At 44.1% G+C, this 17555-nt stretch carries 15 protein-coding genes; 3 read left to right on the forward strand and 12 right to left on the reverse strand.

The window, feature by feature from the left end:
- Positions 1-17: 17 nt before the first annotated feature.
- The 8 genes from ACFPRA_RS10350 to ACFPRA_RS10385 all read right to left on the reverse strand — a co-directional run bounded on the left by ACFPRA_RS10350 (position 18) and on the right by ACFPRA_RS10385 (position 8855).
- Positions 18-467 carry a threonine/serine exporter family protein gene (locus ACFPRA_RS10350; RefSeq protein WP_381433723.1) on the reverse strand — a complete coding sequence of 150 codons (450 nt, stop codon included), beginning with the start codon at positions 465-467 and terminating at the stop codon, positions 18-20.
- Between the two features lie 21 nt (positions 468-488).
- Entirely contained in the window at positions 489-1235 is a 747-nt protein-coding gene (locus tag ACFPRA_RS10355; RefSeq protein WP_381433726.1) for a threonine/serine exporter family protein, read from the reverse strand.
- 290 nt (positions 1236-1525) lie between these two features.
- Entirely contained in the window at positions 1526-3442 is a 1917-nt protein-coding gene (locus ACFPRA_RS10360) for a beta-propeller domain-containing protein (protein WP_381433729.1), read from the reverse strand.
- A gap of 115 nt (positions 3443-3557) precedes the next feature.
- Complete coding sequence (gene phnX / locus ACFPRA_RS10365) at positions 3558-4379, reverse strand: phosphonoacetaldehyde hydrolase (RefSeq protein WP_381433730.1); 822 nt, start codon at positions 4377-4379, stop codon at positions 3558-3560.
- Entirely contained in the window at positions 4376-5470 is a 1095-nt protein-coding gene (phnW, locus tag ACFPRA_RS10370) for a 2-aminoethylphosphonate--pyruvate transaminase (RefSeq protein WP_381433732.1), read from the reverse strand. Before phnW ends, phnX begins: the two co-directional genes overlap by 4 nt.
- 20 nt (positions 5471-5490) lie before the next feature.
- Positions 5491-6477 carry an ABC transporter substrate-binding protein gene (locus ACFPRA_RS10375; protein ID WP_381433735.1) on the reverse strand — a complete coding sequence of 329 codons (987 nt, stop codon included), beginning with the start codon at positions 6475-6477 and terminating at the stop codon, positions 5491-5493.
- 13 nt (positions 6478-6490) lie between these two features.
- Positions 6491-8110, reverse strand: coding sequence for an ABC transporter permease subunit (locus ACFPRA_RS10380; RefSeq protein WP_381433738.1), 1620 nt, complete (start codon positions 8108-8110; stop codon positions 6491-6493).
- Positions 8103-8855 carry an ABC transporter ATP-binding protein gene (locus ACFPRA_RS10385; RefSeq protein WP_381433741.1) on the reverse strand — a complete coding sequence of 251 codons (753 nt, stop codon included), beginning with the start codon at positions 8853-8855 and terminating at the stop codon, positions 8103-8105. Before ACFPRA_RS10385 ends, ACFPRA_RS10380 begins: the two co-directional genes overlap by 8 nt.
- 216 nt (positions 8856-9071) lie before the next feature.
- On the opposite strand from ACFPRA_RS10385, the gene ACFPRA_RS10390 reads away from it, so the two are divergent.
- Complete coding sequence (locus ACFPRA_RS10390) at positions 9072-9833, forward strand: DeoR/GlpR family DNA-binding transcription regulator (RefSeq protein ID WP_381433744.1); 762 nt, start codon at positions 9072-9074, stop codon at positions 9831-9833.
- 64 nt (positions 9834-9897) lie between these two features.
- Here the strand turns inward: ACFPRA_RS10390 and ACFPRA_RS10395 are convergent, their stop codons facing one another.
- Positions 9898-10611: a TerC family protein gene (locus ACFPRA_RS10395; RefSeq protein WP_381433747.1), complete on the reverse strand. Its 714-nt coding sequence runs from the start codon at positions 10609-10611 to the stop codon at positions 9898-9900.
- Positions 10612-11020: 409 nt separating this feature from the next.
- On the opposite strand from ACFPRA_RS10395, the gene ACFPRA_RS10400 reads away from it, so the two are divergent.
- Both ACFPRA_RS10400 and ACFPRA_RS10405 read left to right on the forward strand, forming a co-directional pair.
- Complete coding sequence (locus tag ACFPRA_RS10400; protein ID WP_381433750.1) at positions 11021-12505, forward strand: DASS family sodium-coupled anion symporter; 1485 nt, start codon at positions 11021-11023, stop codon at positions 12503-12505.
- A gap of 266 nt (positions 12506-12771) precedes the next feature.
- Complete coding sequence (locus ACFPRA_RS10405; protein ID WP_381433753.1) at positions 12772-13653, forward strand: SDR family oxidoreductase; 882 nt, start codon at positions 12772-12774, stop codon at positions 13651-13653.
- A 187-nt stretch (positions 13654-13840) separates the two neighbouring features.
- Here ACFPRA_RS10405 and ACFPRA_RS10410 read toward each other — a convergent pair whose 3' ends face one another.
- From ACFPRA_RS10410 to ACFPRA_RS10420, 3 genes are all read right to left on the reverse strand, one after another.
- Entirely contained in the window at positions 13841-16042 is a 2202-nt protein-coding gene (locus ACFPRA_RS10410; protein ID WP_381433756.1) for a YhgE/Pip family protein, read from the reverse strand.
- 68 nt (positions 16043-16110) lie between these two features.
- Positions 16111-16680, reverse strand: coding sequence for a TetR/AcrR family transcriptional regulator (locus tag ACFPRA_RS10415; RefSeq protein WP_381433758.1), 570 nt, complete (start codon positions 16678-16680; stop codon positions 16111-16113).
- 119 nt (positions 16681-16799) lie between these two features.
- Positions 16800-17429: a LysE family translocator gene (locus ACFPRA_RS10420; RefSeq protein WP_239389883.1), complete on the reverse strand. Its 630-nt coding sequence runs from the start codon at positions 17427-17429 to the stop codon at positions 16800-16802.
- Positions 17430-17555: the final 126 nt, after the last annotated feature.

Consider the following 17555-nt stretch of genomic DNA (forward strand, 5'->3'; position numbering starts at 1 on the left):
ACGGAATGCCTTTTCTATCAGGCACTCCGTTTTTTTCGAGCGATTGAACGAAAAATCAATTGAATGATGACTTCAGCAAAAACGAGTCCCATCGCGATGGCCCCTGACACCATAAATGCGCGGGATGCAAACGAGATTGCCGTTAAATAATCGTTTTCAACCGTATGACGCATCGCGTTATACGCCATTCCCCCCGGTACTAGCGGAATAATTCCCGCCACACTGAAAATGATCATCGGCATCCGGAAGCGACGCGCAAAAATATGGGCCACAATTGCAACGACAAACGCCCCAAGAAACGAAGCCTGCATCGGATCATCGGTCCATCCGACATATACGCTATACATGAGCCACCCGGTCATTCCGACAAAACCACAGTAAAATAACATTCGTCGCGGCGCATTAAACAGGATACCAAATCCTGCTGCAGCGAGGAAACTAAGCATCCCCTGTATAATCCAAGTCAAACCTTGTTTCCCCCTTCTCTCCTAAAAAGAAAAAACCAATGCTACCCCTGCACCGATTGCAAATGCAGTAAGAAAAGCCTCCGCCCCTTTTGACAAGCCCGAAACAAAATGTCCAGCCATCAAATCCCTGACCGCATTCGTAATTAATAGTCCGGGTACAAGCGGCATCACTGACCCGATAATAATCTTATCGAGCTCTGTACCAAGTCCCGTATGCACAGCAAAGTATCCGATCAACCCAATGAAAAGCGCCGCAATGAACTCAGCGAAAAACTTTACCTTCGTTAACTCCTGAATGACGATTAGAATACTATAACCGACGCCCCCGGCAATGATTGAAGCCGGAACATCCCCCCAAACCCCTTCATACAAAACTAAGAAACAGCCGCTCGCAACAGCGGCCGCAACGATTTGCAACCATAACGGAAACGTGACATACCCTCTTTCAATTTCCCGTAATTTGGCATAAGCCTGTTCCAAGGAATATTCGCCCGAAGACAACTTACGAGAGACATCATTCACCAATGCCACTTTTTCCAAATCCGTCGATCGGTTCTTAATGCGAATCAGTTTTGTATGATAAGGGTTTCCAGGCGTGAAGATGATCCCCGTCGGTGTGACAAAACTCTGGGTGGAAGGAAGTTGTTGAGTTTCAGCCATGCGCTCCATCGTATCTTCCACACGGTATGTTTCCGCGCCAGCTTCCATCATGAGGCGCCCAGCCAACAAGCAACAATCGATCGCTAGTTCTTTATCAATAACGGACATCTTGTGCCTCCCACGAAAGCTCTTTTCCATTATCTTATCGGAGGAAAGAGTAAATGACAATGAACTGAATCTGAAAACATTACCTCTTTATTTCCCTTTTTATAAGCGCAAGGGATGGAGTCTTGAGCGCGTGTGGCTCGCATTGAGCGCATGACGTATACTTTGGAGCACACGACGGTGACTTTGAGCGCCACACGCTTCCTTTGAGCACGCTACAAATTCTTTGATCGCACAACACTTAATAAATTGAAAAGGTCCGGCACACGGCCGGACCTTTTCACATTTTCCTATCACTCAATCTCCACTTTACCGGTTGGTGCGAATGTATCGAGGGAGTATTTATTGATTTCCTTCATGGAAAGTGTGTAAAGTTGGTCTTTACTATACAGCATGCGTTGGATTTCTTTTTCCCACTCGCCATACTGTTCCCCTTCTTTTTTCGCTTTCAACAAATCACCTTTCAAGACAATGCCTTTTTCAGGTGTAATTTCGTAGACGAGCGCGCCGGACCCTTGGTATTCTATATAATGATTTTTCCCGATTTCATCGTAAGTGACAACTGGGAAACCATATAGATTTCGTTCTTTATGCTGGAACAGCGCTTTGTGATCGTATTGGATCGGTGAATAAGTACCCCGTCCGCCAATAATCTCCGTATCCTTCTCTTTCGGATTTTCAAAATCGGTCACATCAAATAGCGAAACTTTCATGCCCATCGTTAATATAAATGGTTCGCCACCCGTCGGATTTTTCTTCGCTACCGTTTCATAGCCGAATCCGATCAGATGATTTTCATCGATTGGATGCAAGTAGTTGCTGAAGCCCGGAATTTTCAATTCGCCAAGTACTTTCGGCGCAGCCGGGTCTGCTACGTCGATGACAAAGAGTGGATCGGTTTCACGGAATGTCACCATATACGCTTTGTCTCCCATAAAGCGGGCGGAATAGATACGCTCTCCTTTTGCCAGTCCTTCCACGGAACCGGTGACGTTCAGCTTTCCATCCAAAATGAATAGATGATTTTTGGATGGATTTTTTTCATCCCACATATTGCCTTCCGTTGTAACGACGCGGAAATGGCCGTCATGCTCATCCATCGAAAACTGGTTGAGCAAATGCCCTTTCAACTTAGCAGAACTGTGGAATTTCACATCCGTCCCATCCAATGTGAATTTGAATAATTCACTATTGGCATTCCCTGGATTCCAGATCATCGAACTGGAGGTAGCATTGGGAGACGTGCTAGCTTCATAGATTGTTGACGTTAAATACAAATTCTCTTTCGACATATACAGCTGTTCACTACTGCCGAGATAACCTTTTGTTACCACTTTATTATCTGCAGGCGATGACAAATTAATTGCAGTAATGACCGAATACGATGGCTCCATCGCGCCTGGTAGAATGGCGATGTCCTTATAATCGATCGGTTGCGGTTGCTCCCCTTCCATGGAATCTAGTACATGAGGACGAAGGACGTCTCCATCAAACTCTTCCATGATCCAGAAATTCGGTTGGACATTTGTCACAACATAGAGCAAGTCCCCTGTTTTCCGGGCACCGTTCAAATAACCTTCCGCCCCGACTTCCCGAATGAGCTTCGGCTTTTCCGGATCTTCGACGGAATAGAACCGCAACATCGTCATCCCGTTCATCATCGGCATGATGCGTGCATCCGCTTTTTCATCATAGGGGTAAGGCTCATATTTACTGCCCAAGACGATGAGGGTTTGCTCGTGCAGGAAAAGTTGACTTGGGTAAAACCCTTCTTCCATTTTAATTTCCGCGGCTTTTTTCATTTTTTTTGGATCACGGATATCCGTGATGACGACTTTGCCATTTCCAAGCGTGGAATAAATATATTCCCCATCCGTCTTGACTAAGTCCGCTTCGTCGATCCCTTCCACCTGATTGTTTGTCGTGGAATGATCTCCAGTGGAGTTTGCCGTATCGCTTGACTCGGATTTCACAGCCGACTCCGCGGATTCCTGTTCAACCATCCCGGATTGATTCATCCACGAAAGCTCCTTTTTCGCTCGTTCAAAATAAGCTTTCAACTCATCCGCCGATGTGACAGATTCAATCGTTTCCTGCGACGGCTTTGTTGAAAATGCTGTCACCGTTATTTTATTGCCCAACAACATAAACGAGACGCCAACAATGGTTACTAATGCTGTTAAGACAATTCCAATAGATGATTTCTTCACTATAACCAACCCTTTCCAATTTGTTAGTTATAGAATTAGACTGTATTGGATCGTTTTCGTTACAGCAAATTAAAAATTATTTCTGAAAGTTTTTACCCCTTTTTTTCCAGCGAACTCAATGTTCCATTGAATGGGGTCTGTGCCCTTCTAATATAAGTTGATTGATCGTATCGATCAGCTCTGGAAGTTCACGCATCGTTCGAATTGTAAAGTCCGCACCCTTTCCCTTAAAAATACTTGTCGTTTTAGCGATGATCGCTTCTTGCTCAGATTGTGTCAAAGTTTGGTATTCATCCAAGCTTAAGCCCATTTTCGAGCTGCCGATGACGACGCCTACTGACCAAACGCCCGCGTTCACGCCCTCCTGAATATCTGAAACCGTATCGCCCACTTTGACGACTTTCCACGGAGCGGATAATGTAAGCTGTTCCATATTCCGATAAATCATATACGGATACGGTCTTCCCAGACCATTCGTATCATCTGCGGTCACATAACAGTCCGGGTCATAGCCTTTTTTCAAGGCATTCGGAACGACGACATCCATCATGGTTGCTGTATAGCCTGTTGTCGAACCAATCTTTAACCCTTGCTTCCGTAAGGCTTCAACTGTCTCAATGACTCCCGGAATTGGATCAGTATAATCAGCTAATGAAGCCATCAATGCAGGTTCAAAGTCAGCATACAAATCATTCACGTCTTGTTCGTTAAAAGATCTTCCGTTTTTCTCTTCCCATAATGCAGCGATTCTTGGCATGGACAGCATCGCACGTATGTGATCGATTTTCAGCATGCCCATCGGCTCTCTCGCTTCTTCCATCGTGACGTCGATTCCCTCATTTTTAAAGATATCCACAAATACATTAACAGGTGCAAAACAGCCAAAATCCACCGTTGTCCCAGCCCAATCAAAAATAACGCCTTCTACTCTGTTCATGCTGCCACCACTTTCATATATTTTTCGATAATCGTGCATAATTCTTGGATATCATCTTCATAGATTTCACCAATATTGCCAATGCGGAATGTATCGACATCCGTCAGCTTGCCTGGATAGATGACATAACCTCTTGCTTTTACATAGCCATAAAATTGTTCAAAGCTGAATTGTTCGCTTGGAAATAGGAATGTTGTAATGATCGGCGATTGCTTTTCAACTGGTATATAAGCTTGGATACCTATTTTCTCCAGTCGTTCCCGTAAAAGATAATTATTCTGTTGATAGCGTGCAAATCTAGCCGGGATGCCGCCTTCTTCCACTAACTCCTCCATTGCTTTCGCGAATGCAGCGACTACATGTGTCGGTGATGTGTAACGCCATTTCCCCTCCTTGTCCATCTCTTTCCATTGGTCATATAAATCAAGTGATAAACTGCGCGCATTCCCTTCACACGCTTTAAGTTTCTCAAGATTAGTGATAACAAAGCCAAACCCTGGCACACCTTGAATACATTTATTGGCACTGCTGATCAAATAATCAATCCCTAGCTCAGCCACATCGATGTCGATCCCGCCAAAGCTACTCATCGCATCGACGATCAACGTCTTATCAAATTTCTTCGCCAGCTTCGAAATCATATCAATCGGGTTCAAAATCCCAGTCGTCGTTTCACAATGAACCATTGCGATATGGGTAATCTGCTGATCTTCTTCTAATAGACGTCTAATGTCCATTTCTTCTGGGTATTCATTGTAGGCCACGCCGTATTCAACATAATTCAGTCCATTCGTTTGAGCCATTTTTACAATCCGTTCCCCATACGCGCCATTCGTAACAATTAGCACCTTATCTTGTTCACCAATTGCTGTTGTCATCACCGATTCCACAACGAATGTACCACTCCCTTGCATGAGCACCGTTGTATATGCCTCTTGTGGAACGGATGCGAATTCAAGTAATTGCGTTCTGATTTTTTGTGTGATGTCTTTATAATCTTGATCCCATGTACAACGGTCCAAAAGCATTTCCTCTTTTACCGTTTTTGTTGTCGTCAATGGACCTGGCGTCAATAATTTATAAGTATTCATTTTCCTTCACTCTCCCTAATTTATTTAGCAGATTTGAAAAATTCCTGATGTTGCTGTAACAATTCCACCGTTAACGGTTGTTCAAATTTCATGGAATGTGCCGGTTTGTTCACATCCGTCACCGTTTCCCCTTCATAGAGTGCGACCGGATAATGTGTGAGCAACTTTTGTCGGGCATCTTGAATGATGACTTCTGCCATTTCCATTGCTAATGCCGTTGTCGCTTCGTCTTTATTGACAACAGCCACTGATTCTGTCAGTGAAAAATTGCCCTCGATCGGATCGACAAACTCTATCGGCAAACCGTTTTCTTTGGCCATAACTGCTTGATAACGCAAACCGAAACCGGCAGCCACTTCTCCCGCTTGCACTTTCTTAATCGGACCTGAACCTGAGCTTTCAACATGCGGACCACTATTTGCAACTAATGCTTGCAAAACCGCTTGTCCTTCTTCTTCCCCGTATTGGCTAATCATCGCTTGGATCAACAACCAGCCCGTTGAGGAATCCATAATATTGGGGATAGACACCAGCCCTTGAAATTCCGGTTTCGCTAAATCTTTAATCGAAGTGGGCATTGGCAATCCTTTTTGTTTTAGCATTTCTGTATTCACAAAAATCGAACCTGTATTGGCCAAAACCGGCGTATAATACGATGGATAATCATCCAATGCGGTTGTACTAAACGTTAAATCTTTGAACATCTTATGTTGTTGCTGCGCACTTTCGATGAAATACGAACTCATCGTCACGAGGTCGGCCTCGATGTGATCGCCTTCAGCTAATAGTTTTCCACCTAATTCAGAAGTACCTACCGATTGAATCATATATTGTCCTTCGTACCCCGCCCCATCCAATGCATGTTCCATCGCTTCAGACGCCGCTTCATCTCCATTCGTGTAAATGATGACTTTCCCATCAGCGGCTTTGCCGCTACTACAGCCCGCTACGATAGCTAGTACACTTAGAACGACTAACGACAACAGCATCCCCTTCATTTTTTTCACAATAATAACCTCCTCATAGATGTTTAAGTTTCCTTTTTTGATAATAATCCGCAAGCAACTTGACGGCTAAATTTGTTATGAAAATCAAGATGGATAAGATGAATATTTCATTGAATTTAGCAAAATGTTGCAGCTCTTTTATCTTGCTCGCTACTAATGACGTTTGAGCTGTCACTAAAAAGATAATGCCACTGATGGTGACCATTGCATTGATAAAATAATAGCTGAACATCTCCACGACGGTCGCCGCTGCGTTGGGAAGGATGACCCGGTAAACGGTTTTGATCCAGCTATCACCCAATAACTCACCGGTCGTTTCCCAAGACGGGTTCATCTTCGCCAAAGCGTTTTTCGCCATTAAATAAGGTGTCGTAAAGTAGTGGACAATGTTACAAAGCACAAGAATGAGAAATGTCCCTTTTAAACTACTACCATTGAAAAGCAGTAAATACGATAGACCCAACACCATGCCAGGTACTGTATTCGTCATCATGGATGTGATATCCATTGACGATCTCCCACTTAGACTTGTCCGGACATTTAAAACCGCCGAACAAAACGCGATGCACGTACCGAATACAGCTGTCAATAATGCCACGAACAATGAGTTTTTATAAACCGTCGTTAAATCACTCGATTGGAATGTGTCCTTAAAATGTTGCAGCGTAAACGATAGATCATATGGGAAACTGTTGAGAAACGGTGCAATAAACATCACAGCAAAAACGGAAAGCATGCCCGTTACAATTACAGTCGAAATCATCCCAAAGCTAATATCTCTTCCTTTATGTTGCATGAGCTCCGTGTCGGTAAACTTGTCATAGTGAAAATTAAGTTTTTCGAGATAGTTCAATAACAATACACCAAATACTGCCGGCAGCAACATCAGAATCGCAATGACTGCGCCATGATTAAAATTCGGGATGGAACCGAGCATGACTTGATACAACTGCGTCGCTACGACCGTATACGTCCCTCCGATGGAAGCCGGTATGCCGAAATCCGTAAAGCTCAAGATGAAGGACAGAACAAAAGCCCCACCTAAAGTTCCCACTAATGGACGAATAATAGTATTTCTAAAACTCCTGAAGATACCGTCTCCCATCAACTTGGAAACGACGATGAATTTCTTATCGATATACTTGAACGAGTTATGTATGAGCAGAAACGCTGCCGGTAAGGTATAGATGACATAGCCGATCAGTAATCCGTTAAAGCCATAAATCTCAAACAGGTTGTGTCCGATGATTTTTGTGAGCAATCCCTGATTACCGAAAGAATAGATAATCGCAAATCCATACGTGATCGTAGGAAGAAGCATCGGAAGCAGAATCCCTATTTTAATCGCCGCTTTTAAAGGTCGGTATATTCTCGTGCAATTGACGGCGTAGGCTAGGGTAAAGGCTAAAACCGTCGTAATAACAGCCGCAATACCCGAGATTTTAATACTGTTGCAGATGGACGTCATTAGTTCCCCATTTGACAGGACCTCCGCATAATTCGAGAGATTGAATCCCTCCCCCGTTTCAAATGAACGGACAAACAAAACACCCAGTGGCACAACTAGAAAAGCGACAAAGAATAGTAAGATCGGAATATAAATGGCCCGCATTGCCGGTTTTACATTAGGCATTTTTGTCACCGAATAAATGATAGATATTTTGTCTCTTAATCTGTAATTGCTTCAAAATAAATTCCTCCACAAAATCATTGCTTGGCTTGTTGATGATTTCATGCGGTGTGCCAAATTGAGCAATCGTTCCTTCATTGATGATTAGAATTTTATCCGACAATGTCAGCGCCTCTTCGGGATCGTGCGTCACAATAATCGTTGTCAGTTTAAATTCTTTGGCAATCGATTGAATCCGTTGTTTAATGGATTCTTTGATGACACCGTCCAATGCGCTCAATGGCTCATCCAATAATAATAGTTTCGGCTTCGTGACCAATGTTCGTGCAAGAGCGACCCGCTGTTTCTGGCCACCTGACAATTCTCCGATTTTCTTCGTTAAATGCGGTTTCAACCCTAAGAATTCGATGTAATCCTGGAGTTCCTTCTCTGTTACGGTCCCCTTCTTGTTTCTTAATCCATAGACGATATTGTCGTATGCATTTAAATGAGGAAATAACGCGTAATCCTGAAAAACAATATTAAACCCACGGCGCTTCATGGGAACATTCGTCAAATCCTCGCCGTTAAAGATGATTTTTCCGCGATCCATCGTTGTTAATCCCAAAATAATATTCAATAATGTTGTTTTACCACTCCCGCTCGGACCTAATAGAGAAACAATCTCCCCTGCTTGAATGTCCAGGTGAATCCCATCCAAAACAACTTTTTGATCAAATTGTTTGCCGATGTTTTTTAATTGCAGCAAACGTTCCACCTCCCTGAAACACAACCTTAGTATAAAAGGGATTTGTAAATACACATCATGATTCATGTAAATCTCATGTAAATTATGCACAAGTCCTTAACAACTCTTGACCACATTACGAATGTTTTACAGACTCTTTACACAAGTCTATTGAATAGATGATTAGGAATGCGTACACTTCAAGTAAGCAACCTTAACAGAGAAAGTGGTGTATATATGTTTCCACTGGAGAGACAAAAGAGGATTCTTGATTTACTGATGATTAAAAAAGTCCTTAAAATAGCCGAGCTGGCCAAAGAACTGAATATTTCTGTCGAAACATTGCGTCGGGATATCAATGTGCTTGCATCAGAGGGGAAAATCGAAAAGATTTACGGAGGCGTTAAATGGGTTGAGTCGAATTTCGGGGAGTCCACTATTGATATACGTATGATCAGTCGTCTAAAAGAAAAAGAACGGATCGCACAAAAATGCAGTGAATATATTCATGACGGTGACTGTATTTATTTGGATAGCGGCTCGACAACCTATCAAATTGCAAAATATATTAAAAGCAAAAAAAACCTCACCGTCGTAACCAATTCCATTCCCGTAGTGAATGAATTGCTTACAAGTGATGTTGAATTGTTTATTATCGGAGGAAAAATAAGAAAAAATGAACAATCCGTAACCGCTTTTGAATTCTTATTTAATTTCGATGAGTTAAATATACTGAAAGCATTTATTTGCGCTAGTGGCATCACTGTTGAAAAAGGGATCTCCGACTACAACTTAGAAGAAGCCATTACCCGAAAAAAAATGATCGAATTATCAAAAGAGGTGTACGTAGCCGCTGACAGTACGAAGTTCGATAAAAATGTCACAATCGGCATTGCACCTCTTGAAAAAATTGACTACATCGTGACAGATCACCTTCCAAAGGAAATCGCTGATCCATTCAAAAAAACAAATACAAGTTTAATCCTTGCGGAATCGTAAACTAAAAAGGCTGTTCAGAAAATCAGTATTCACTGAATTTCCGAATAGCCTTTTCATCTTCCTATCAACTAGCCTGGTTCACTTCTGTTGTTGCAATCTTTTTATTTGCTAAATAACCGAAGCCCAGTACAAGAGCCGTTAAAGCAGCAACGATTAAATACGTAACGATCCCACTTTGGATGTCTAAGAACGCAACTACCTGCTTGTCCTTCAGGATCATCTCCCCTGCCGTCCAAGCAAGAATCCCTGATCCGATATAACCGATCCAGCTATATTTATCCATCGCTTTGACGATAAACTTCGAACCGAAAATCATAATCGGGATACTGATCGCAATACCAACTGCAATCATAATAATATGGCCATCTGCCGCACCTGCTACTGCGATGACATTATCCAAACTCATCACAACATCGGCTAAAATGATCGTCCCGATTGCAGCCTTCAAACCGCTATGCGCAGAGATATTCGCATCTTCTTCACCGCCAACGAGCACTTTATAAGCGATCCATAACAGTAGCAATCCCCCGATCAAGTTTACAAAAGGGATTTGCAGTAGCCAAACGATGATAATCGCAAATAGGATCCGTAACGCAACGGCCCCTCCTGTCCCCCATAAAATTGCTTTGTTTCGCAGTTCTTTTGGTAAATTACGAGTCGCCATCGCAATGACGATTGCATTGTCACCCGAAAGAACGATATCAATCGCAATAATCTTCAGCAAAGCAATCATAGCTGCCGATGAAATTGTAATTCCTAATAAAGTAGCAAATTCCATTTTTCTCCTTCTTCCCTTGATGTTTATGTTTGACGTCTACTTACTATTTTTTAATAAATTAATATCTTATTATGTATAATAGCCTTCTCTATGTTAGCAGAATGTCAACTAATTTATAAGCCTTCTTTTATTAAAAGAGTAAAATTCTTTAAAATCATTTTGTTCATAAAAATCAAAAGTGACACAATTTCAGCCTCTGGGTTCACTTTACATTGGAAAGCGAAAAAATGGTTCTTTTTGTTCTGTATGGACACGTATCAATCGGTAAGCCCGATTTTTCACGATGGTCAATGAGTGTCGAAATTTATCCCATTCTGATGAAATTTCCCCTTAACGGTTTTACCTATTCTCCATCCAGGGTATCGAAGAGTATATAGGAAAATGATGACAAGGAAAGGGTTGAATTCAATTGGAAAGCACAGAAACGATTGCAAAGCCTAAACGCAATTTAAAACCAATCTGGATTGCACTTGCATTCATATTAATGATTACAGTCGTTTTATTGCCCAATCCGGACGATCTGCCCGTTATGGGCCAACGTGCATTGGCCATTTTGGTATTTGCCGTCATCCTTTGGATGACGGAGGCCGTATCTTATCCAGTCAGTGCAGCAATGATTATCGGTCTTTCGACGCTATTGCTCGGCTTTGCCCCAAATATGGCAAATCCGGATGAACTGCTCGGTACGAAGGCGGCGCTTCAAATGGCACTCGGCGGATTTTCGAACTCCGCAGTGGCACTTGTCGCGGCTGCACTTTTCCTAGCTGCCGCCATGCAAGCGACGAATCTTCATAAGCGGGTGGCTTTGTTCATCTTATCAAAAGTGGGAGTGAAAACAGGCGCCATCGTTTTCGGGGCTATCCTTGTTTCCATCATCCTCGCATTTTTCGTACCAAGTGCAACTGCACGTGCGGGTGCTGTTGTTCCGATTTTACTCGGGATGGTCGCCGCATTCGGATTGCCTCATAATAGTCGGCTCGGTGCGTTGCTCGTCATCACCGCTGTTCAATCCGTCTCCATTTGGAATATCGGGATCAAAACAGGCGCCGCGCAAAATATGGTCGCCCTTGGTTTCATGGAAAAAGAGTTCGGTGTCTCCGTCGCTTGGAGCTCCTGGTTCCTATATGCCGCACCATGGGCCATCATCATGTCCATCGTGCTCTATTTCGTCATGATCAAGTTGATTGAGCCCGAAACGAAAGTGGTCGAGGGCGGTAAAGAATTGATTGAAGGACAACTGAAAGAACTAGGGCCGATGAAGTCTGCAGAAATACGGCTCATCGTCATATCGCTCGCACTTCTTCTACTATGGTCAACGGAAGAAAAGTTGCATCAGTTGGATACGACGACCGTGACACTGATCGCCATCACCATCCTACTATCCCCTAAAATCGGCGTCTTCGATTGGAAAACGGTAGAAAAACTTATTCCTTGGGGAACGATCATCGTGTTCGCAGTCGGCATTGCACTCGGTACCATTTTGTTAAGTACACAAGGTGCACAATGGCTTTCCAATAAAGTATTCGGAGCAATGGGACTAGAAAATATGCCAATCCTTGCGACGATTGCCTTGATTTCTTTGTTCAATATCATCATTCACTTAGGATTTGCCAGCGCCACCAGCTTATCGTCGGCACTCATTCCAATTTTTATCGCCCTGACAACAACGATTTCTCTTGATGTGAACAACGTCGGGTTCGTCCTAATCCAACAATTTGTTATCAGCTTCGGCTTTTTGCTACCGGTCAGCGCTCCACAAAATATGCTTGCCTATGGGACTGGCGCTTTCACGGTAAAAGACTTCCTGAAATCCGGCGTCCCACTTACAGTAATCGGCTACTTGCTGATCCTACTGTTCAGTGCGACGTATTGGAAATGGATTGGATTGTTGTAAGAAATGCGGAAGCGACCGTTTAGATGCAACAGGCATAAGACGAATGAAGGAAGGCAGTCTAAGGTCGCCGCTTCCTGCGGCAACGACTGCATGACCTACATCCTGTAGGCCTAAGCGACGTCTTTTGTCGCACAGCCGGAGCGGATCATGGTCCGGGCATCTGGTCGCTGGAGCTGGACATAATCATAGCGGAAGTGGCACCCTTTGTTTATTGAAATCAATTCGGGGAATAGTCCTTCTAGAAGTCAATTTAAGGAGGAATTTACTTGTCACAAGATCAATTTGAAAAACTCGATAACAAAGTGCCCCCGCAAACACAGAATGAGCAACCCGGAATCGAATCGGAAATGCAACCCGAACCGATCTATGACGATAAAAATTATAAAGGGTCAGGTAAATTGAAAGGGAAAAACACTTTGATCACGGGCGGTGATAGTGGAATCGGACGTGCCGTCGCGGTCGCCTTTGCCAAAGAAGGTGCGAACGTTGCCATTGCCTATCTCGATGAAAAAGAAGACGCAGACGCAGCCAAAACTGTACAGCTTATCGAAGGCTATGGCGGAAAAGCGTTGAAAATCCGGATTGATATTAGCGAAGAAGAACATTGTGAGCAACTGATTGACGAAGTCGTTGATGAATTCGGCAGCTTGAATATTCTTGTCAACAATGCTGGTAAGCAGTTTCCTCAAAACGATATTTCTGCTATCTCAGCCGACCAACTACGTGAAACATTTGATACGAATTTCTTCGGACTATTCTACTTGACGAAAGCGGCATTGGCCCATATGGGCAAAGGGGACACCATCATCAACACCTCTTCCGTCACGGCCTATAACGGTTCCGCGGGACTCATCGATTATTCGGCGACCAAAGGAGCGATCACTTCGTTCACCCGTTCACTCGCACTGAATCTAGCTCCAAAAGGAATTCGCGTCAATGCAGTCGCCCCCGGGCCCATCTGGACACCGCTCATCCCAGCAACATTCGATGCGCAAAAAGTGGCACAGCACGGATCGGACACACCGGTACAACGTCGCGGTCAACCCGCTGAAAATGCACCAGCTTATGTATTCCTGGCTTCAGGAGATTCCACCTACATTACAGGCCAGACAATCCATGTCGACGGCGGCGATTTTGTAGGTTCTTAATTAATAAGTACACACCCCTTGGAGAGAAATTCTTCAAGGGGTGTTTTGGGGGGATGGAGCGCTGTTTTCTTTTGTGAAAACGCTATGTACTTTCCAAAAAAACATTTTCTCCGCGCTGATAGATACCAAAGCATCCATAAAAAAACTCCTTAACAAGGATTTTCACCCTCGTTAAGGAGTTACATGATTAAGCCTCTACCGTTCCATTTGAATATCTTCTATTGAACAACAATGCGAAGTAGCCGAATGTGATGGCAAGACAAGCTACCATGAAGCCGATCAGTATGCCGTTATTCATCCAAAGGAATGAAGTATCGCCTGTCGAAATCGCTCCTTTGAAGGCTTGGACAGAATAGGTCATCGGTAATACTATATTGAAGATTTGCAATGGTGCTGGGATCAGTTCGAGCGGGAACGTTCCAGCACTTGTCGTCAATTGCAAAATGAGTACGAGAATCGCTACGAAGCGTCCCGCGTCGCTCATGATGGACACAAGCATTTGCACGATTGCAATGAATGTGTAGCTTGTGATGATTGCCGTCAAAATGAACACCGGCATATTGACCACTTCCATGTGGAGTGCAAACTTGATGATGACGACTGCGATCAATGCCTGCAATAACCCGACAATTGCGAGTACGGAAACTTTACTCGTAAACCATCTAAGGGCACCAGTCGGTATCATCGCGGGTTCCACAAGCGGGAAGACGATCGATAGCAGCAAAGCGCCGACAAATAAGCCGAGTGACAGGAAATATGGCGCAAATCCTGTTCCGTAGTTCGGTACATGATTGATGCCTTCCTTCTCTATATCAACAGGTGCACCGACCATTCCATATGTTTTCTCGGACGGATTCACTTCGCTTGCTGTTTCATTCGCTTCTGCAAGTTTTTCCTGCAAGGTCGATGTCCCTTTATCGAACTCCGCCAGCCCTTCAGCCAATGTCACGGAACCTGCCGCAAGTTCTTGGGATTTCGAAGCGAGGGTATCCGTTCCCGCTTTCAAGTTGCTTGACCCTTCAGTCAAAGAAGCGAGCCCAGTAGCCAAATCTGCGCCCCCTTTCTGAGCAGATGCTACGCCTTCCGTAAATCGAGCAAGCCCGGTTGCAAGTGTTTCGTTACCCGATGCAAGGGCATCGGCCCCGTCGCGGAGTTCTTTAGACGAACCATTCAATTTTTCCAGTCCGGCAAGTGCTTGACCATGCGCACCTGCAAGTTCGCCAGCCGCTCCTTTCAAATCAGCCGCCCCTTGCGCAAGCGAGGCCGTGCCCGTAGACAACTCTGACATACCGCCCGCCAATTCTGCACTCCCCTGTTTCAATTGACCAAGTGTTTCCCGAAGCGCTGTCCGCTGCTCTTCCGGCAATTCAGCCAGCACCGCTTCCAGTTGAGTAGACAATCCTTCCATTCCATTTTGAATGGAAGTTACCGCCCCCACCAGCCGACTAGCGGCGCCGTTTAGCTGACCGGATTTTTCATTCAATGAACCGACAGCTGCGGTAAACGCTGTTTCTTTCTGGGCAATTTGCCCGTAACTATCAGTCAGCTGGCCAACACCTTCTGTATAGTGGGCAATCCCTTCTTGAAGCCCATTTGCGCCTGTTGACGCTTTTTCTGCGCCCGTGAGCAATTCTTTGGATCCTTCCGCTAATGTCGCGATTCCCTTATTCAAATCGCTGGCACCGGCAGCGGCATCTTTCGCTCCTTGCGCGAGTTTCTGTGAACCATCTGCAAGGGTGATCGTGCTTCCGGCCAATGTTTCTAAATACCCTTTCAACTCATCGGCACCGTTAGCCAATTTCGCAGCACCATCATGTAATTCGCCGGCACCATCCGCCGCATCTCCGAACCCATTCCCCATTTCCACAATGGAGTCAAAGAGCTTTTCAGCGTAGGTGGATGCAACTTGCTCATTCACTTCCGCACGAATCCGATCCATGGCCGTTTCACCGATCTGCGCAGAAAGGAAGTTAAAGCCTTCATTCGGCTTATAAACAATCGTCAATTTCTCCGGATTGTCATCGAGCAATGTCGTTGCATGTTGGGAAAAATTTTCCGGTATTTCGATTACAACATAGTACTCCTGGTTTGCCAGCCCTTTTTCTGCATCTATCTTTGACACATTTTTGAAATCAAATTGATGGCTATCGATTAACTTATCAGCTAGCTCCTTCCCAAGTGCCAGCTGTTCCCCATCCATCTCTGATCCTGCATCCAAATTCACAATGGCGACAGGCAAGTCACTCATATTCGCATATGGATTCCAAAATGCCCATAAGAACATCCCTGCATAAAGGACGGGAATGAACAAAATGGCGATCATCGGAACCATCAGCTTCCGGGAACGCAATAATTGTTTCCACTCTGCGCCTGTCATTGTTTTTTTCATAAATCTTCTCTCCTCTGTACTGATTGACCATTTTCTTCATTTGGTCATATATGAATAAAAAAAGAGTCTCAAACTAAGAGACTTTTAAAAATGGTTCCACTCAATAACGCAGCAATTCGCTCTTCTCCAAGCTCTTCATCGTGGTTTTTGCTCCAATCCGCGACAAGTGCAAGATAAGATTTGAATAGCAAATAGGCGACCAATTCGGTATCGCAAGGCTTCAACTCGCCTTTCGCAACCGCCTTTTCAATTTTTTCTTTAATATAGGTAACAATTTCTTGCTCGATCGCCTGTAAAACTTCGCTTACGGCAGGGGTACGTAATTCTTTTTCTTCATCAATCAATTTTGCATATAATTGATGGGTCTTACGAAACTTGAGCATACGCATCAATCTTGCATGTGCAATTTGCTCAAACGACGCACCTTCCATTGAAACGGTATCCGCCTCATCTCTCATTTCATCAATCATTTTGAGCACGATGGCATTGAACAATTCCTCTTTATTGGAAAAAAACGTATAGATTGTCCCTTTGCCGACATTTGCAATTTTTGCAACTTGGTCCATTGTAGTCGCCTTGTAGCCGAACAGCGAAAATGATTTGGCTGCCGCCGCCATGATCTCCTGTCTACGGTCCATTTTCCCACCTCACTTCGAAAGGAATTCCTCTTGTGACCGAAATACAATATCGGTCACACAGTCATTATCATACGCCTGACCAGAAGATTATGCAAGTTTTTTCGAGTTTTTTCACGTCTCTAACGGCTTTGGAAAACAACCCGCAAACCGATGACGATATAGACCAAACCGACAAATTTATTGCCCCACCGGCCAAACCCGGATGACCCCCGCTTCATCCATCGCGTGATTGTTCCCGTACCAATCGACAAAGTCGATGTATAGAGGATACTCATCACGACAAAAATGACTCCGAGCGTTAAAAATTGGGCAAGGGTCGATCCTTTTTCCGGATGAACGAATTGTGGGAACAAAGCTAAAAAGAAGAGAGCAGATTTGGGATTCAAAGCCTCTACCAAAACCCCATGTCCATAAGCACGTGCTGCAGAAACATGTGATACATCCGGCATCTTTGAGGTTGCCGTTTTCGCGAAAATCGCCCGAATCCCCATATATAATAAATAAGCCGCTCCCACAAATTTCACGACATTAAACGCAACCGCAGAAGTCATAAGAATTGCCGAGAATCCGACAGCTGCAAGCAATACATGTAGAAAATCGCCCGTGGCAATGCCAAGCCCTGTCATAATCCCCGTTTTATGACCTCCCTGCGCTGCCCGTGTGATCGTCAAAAAGACGGCAGGCCCCGGTATCAAAAACAAACCGATAACCACAACAATAAATGCACCTAAAGTAGACAAGTCAAGCACGTTAATCCCCCTTTCAACTATTTCATTTACCTAATCATAATTACCTTTTACCTTTGCATCAACTCTGAAGATAGCAAAAACTATCCACATCATTCGCATGATTGACTTAATTTTCAATCCGTGCGA

Source organism: Sporosarcina soli (genome assembly GCF_042655805.1).
Taxonomy (GTDB): Bacteria; Bacillota; Bacilli; order Bacillales_A; family Planococcaceae; genus Sporosarcina; species Sporosarcina soli.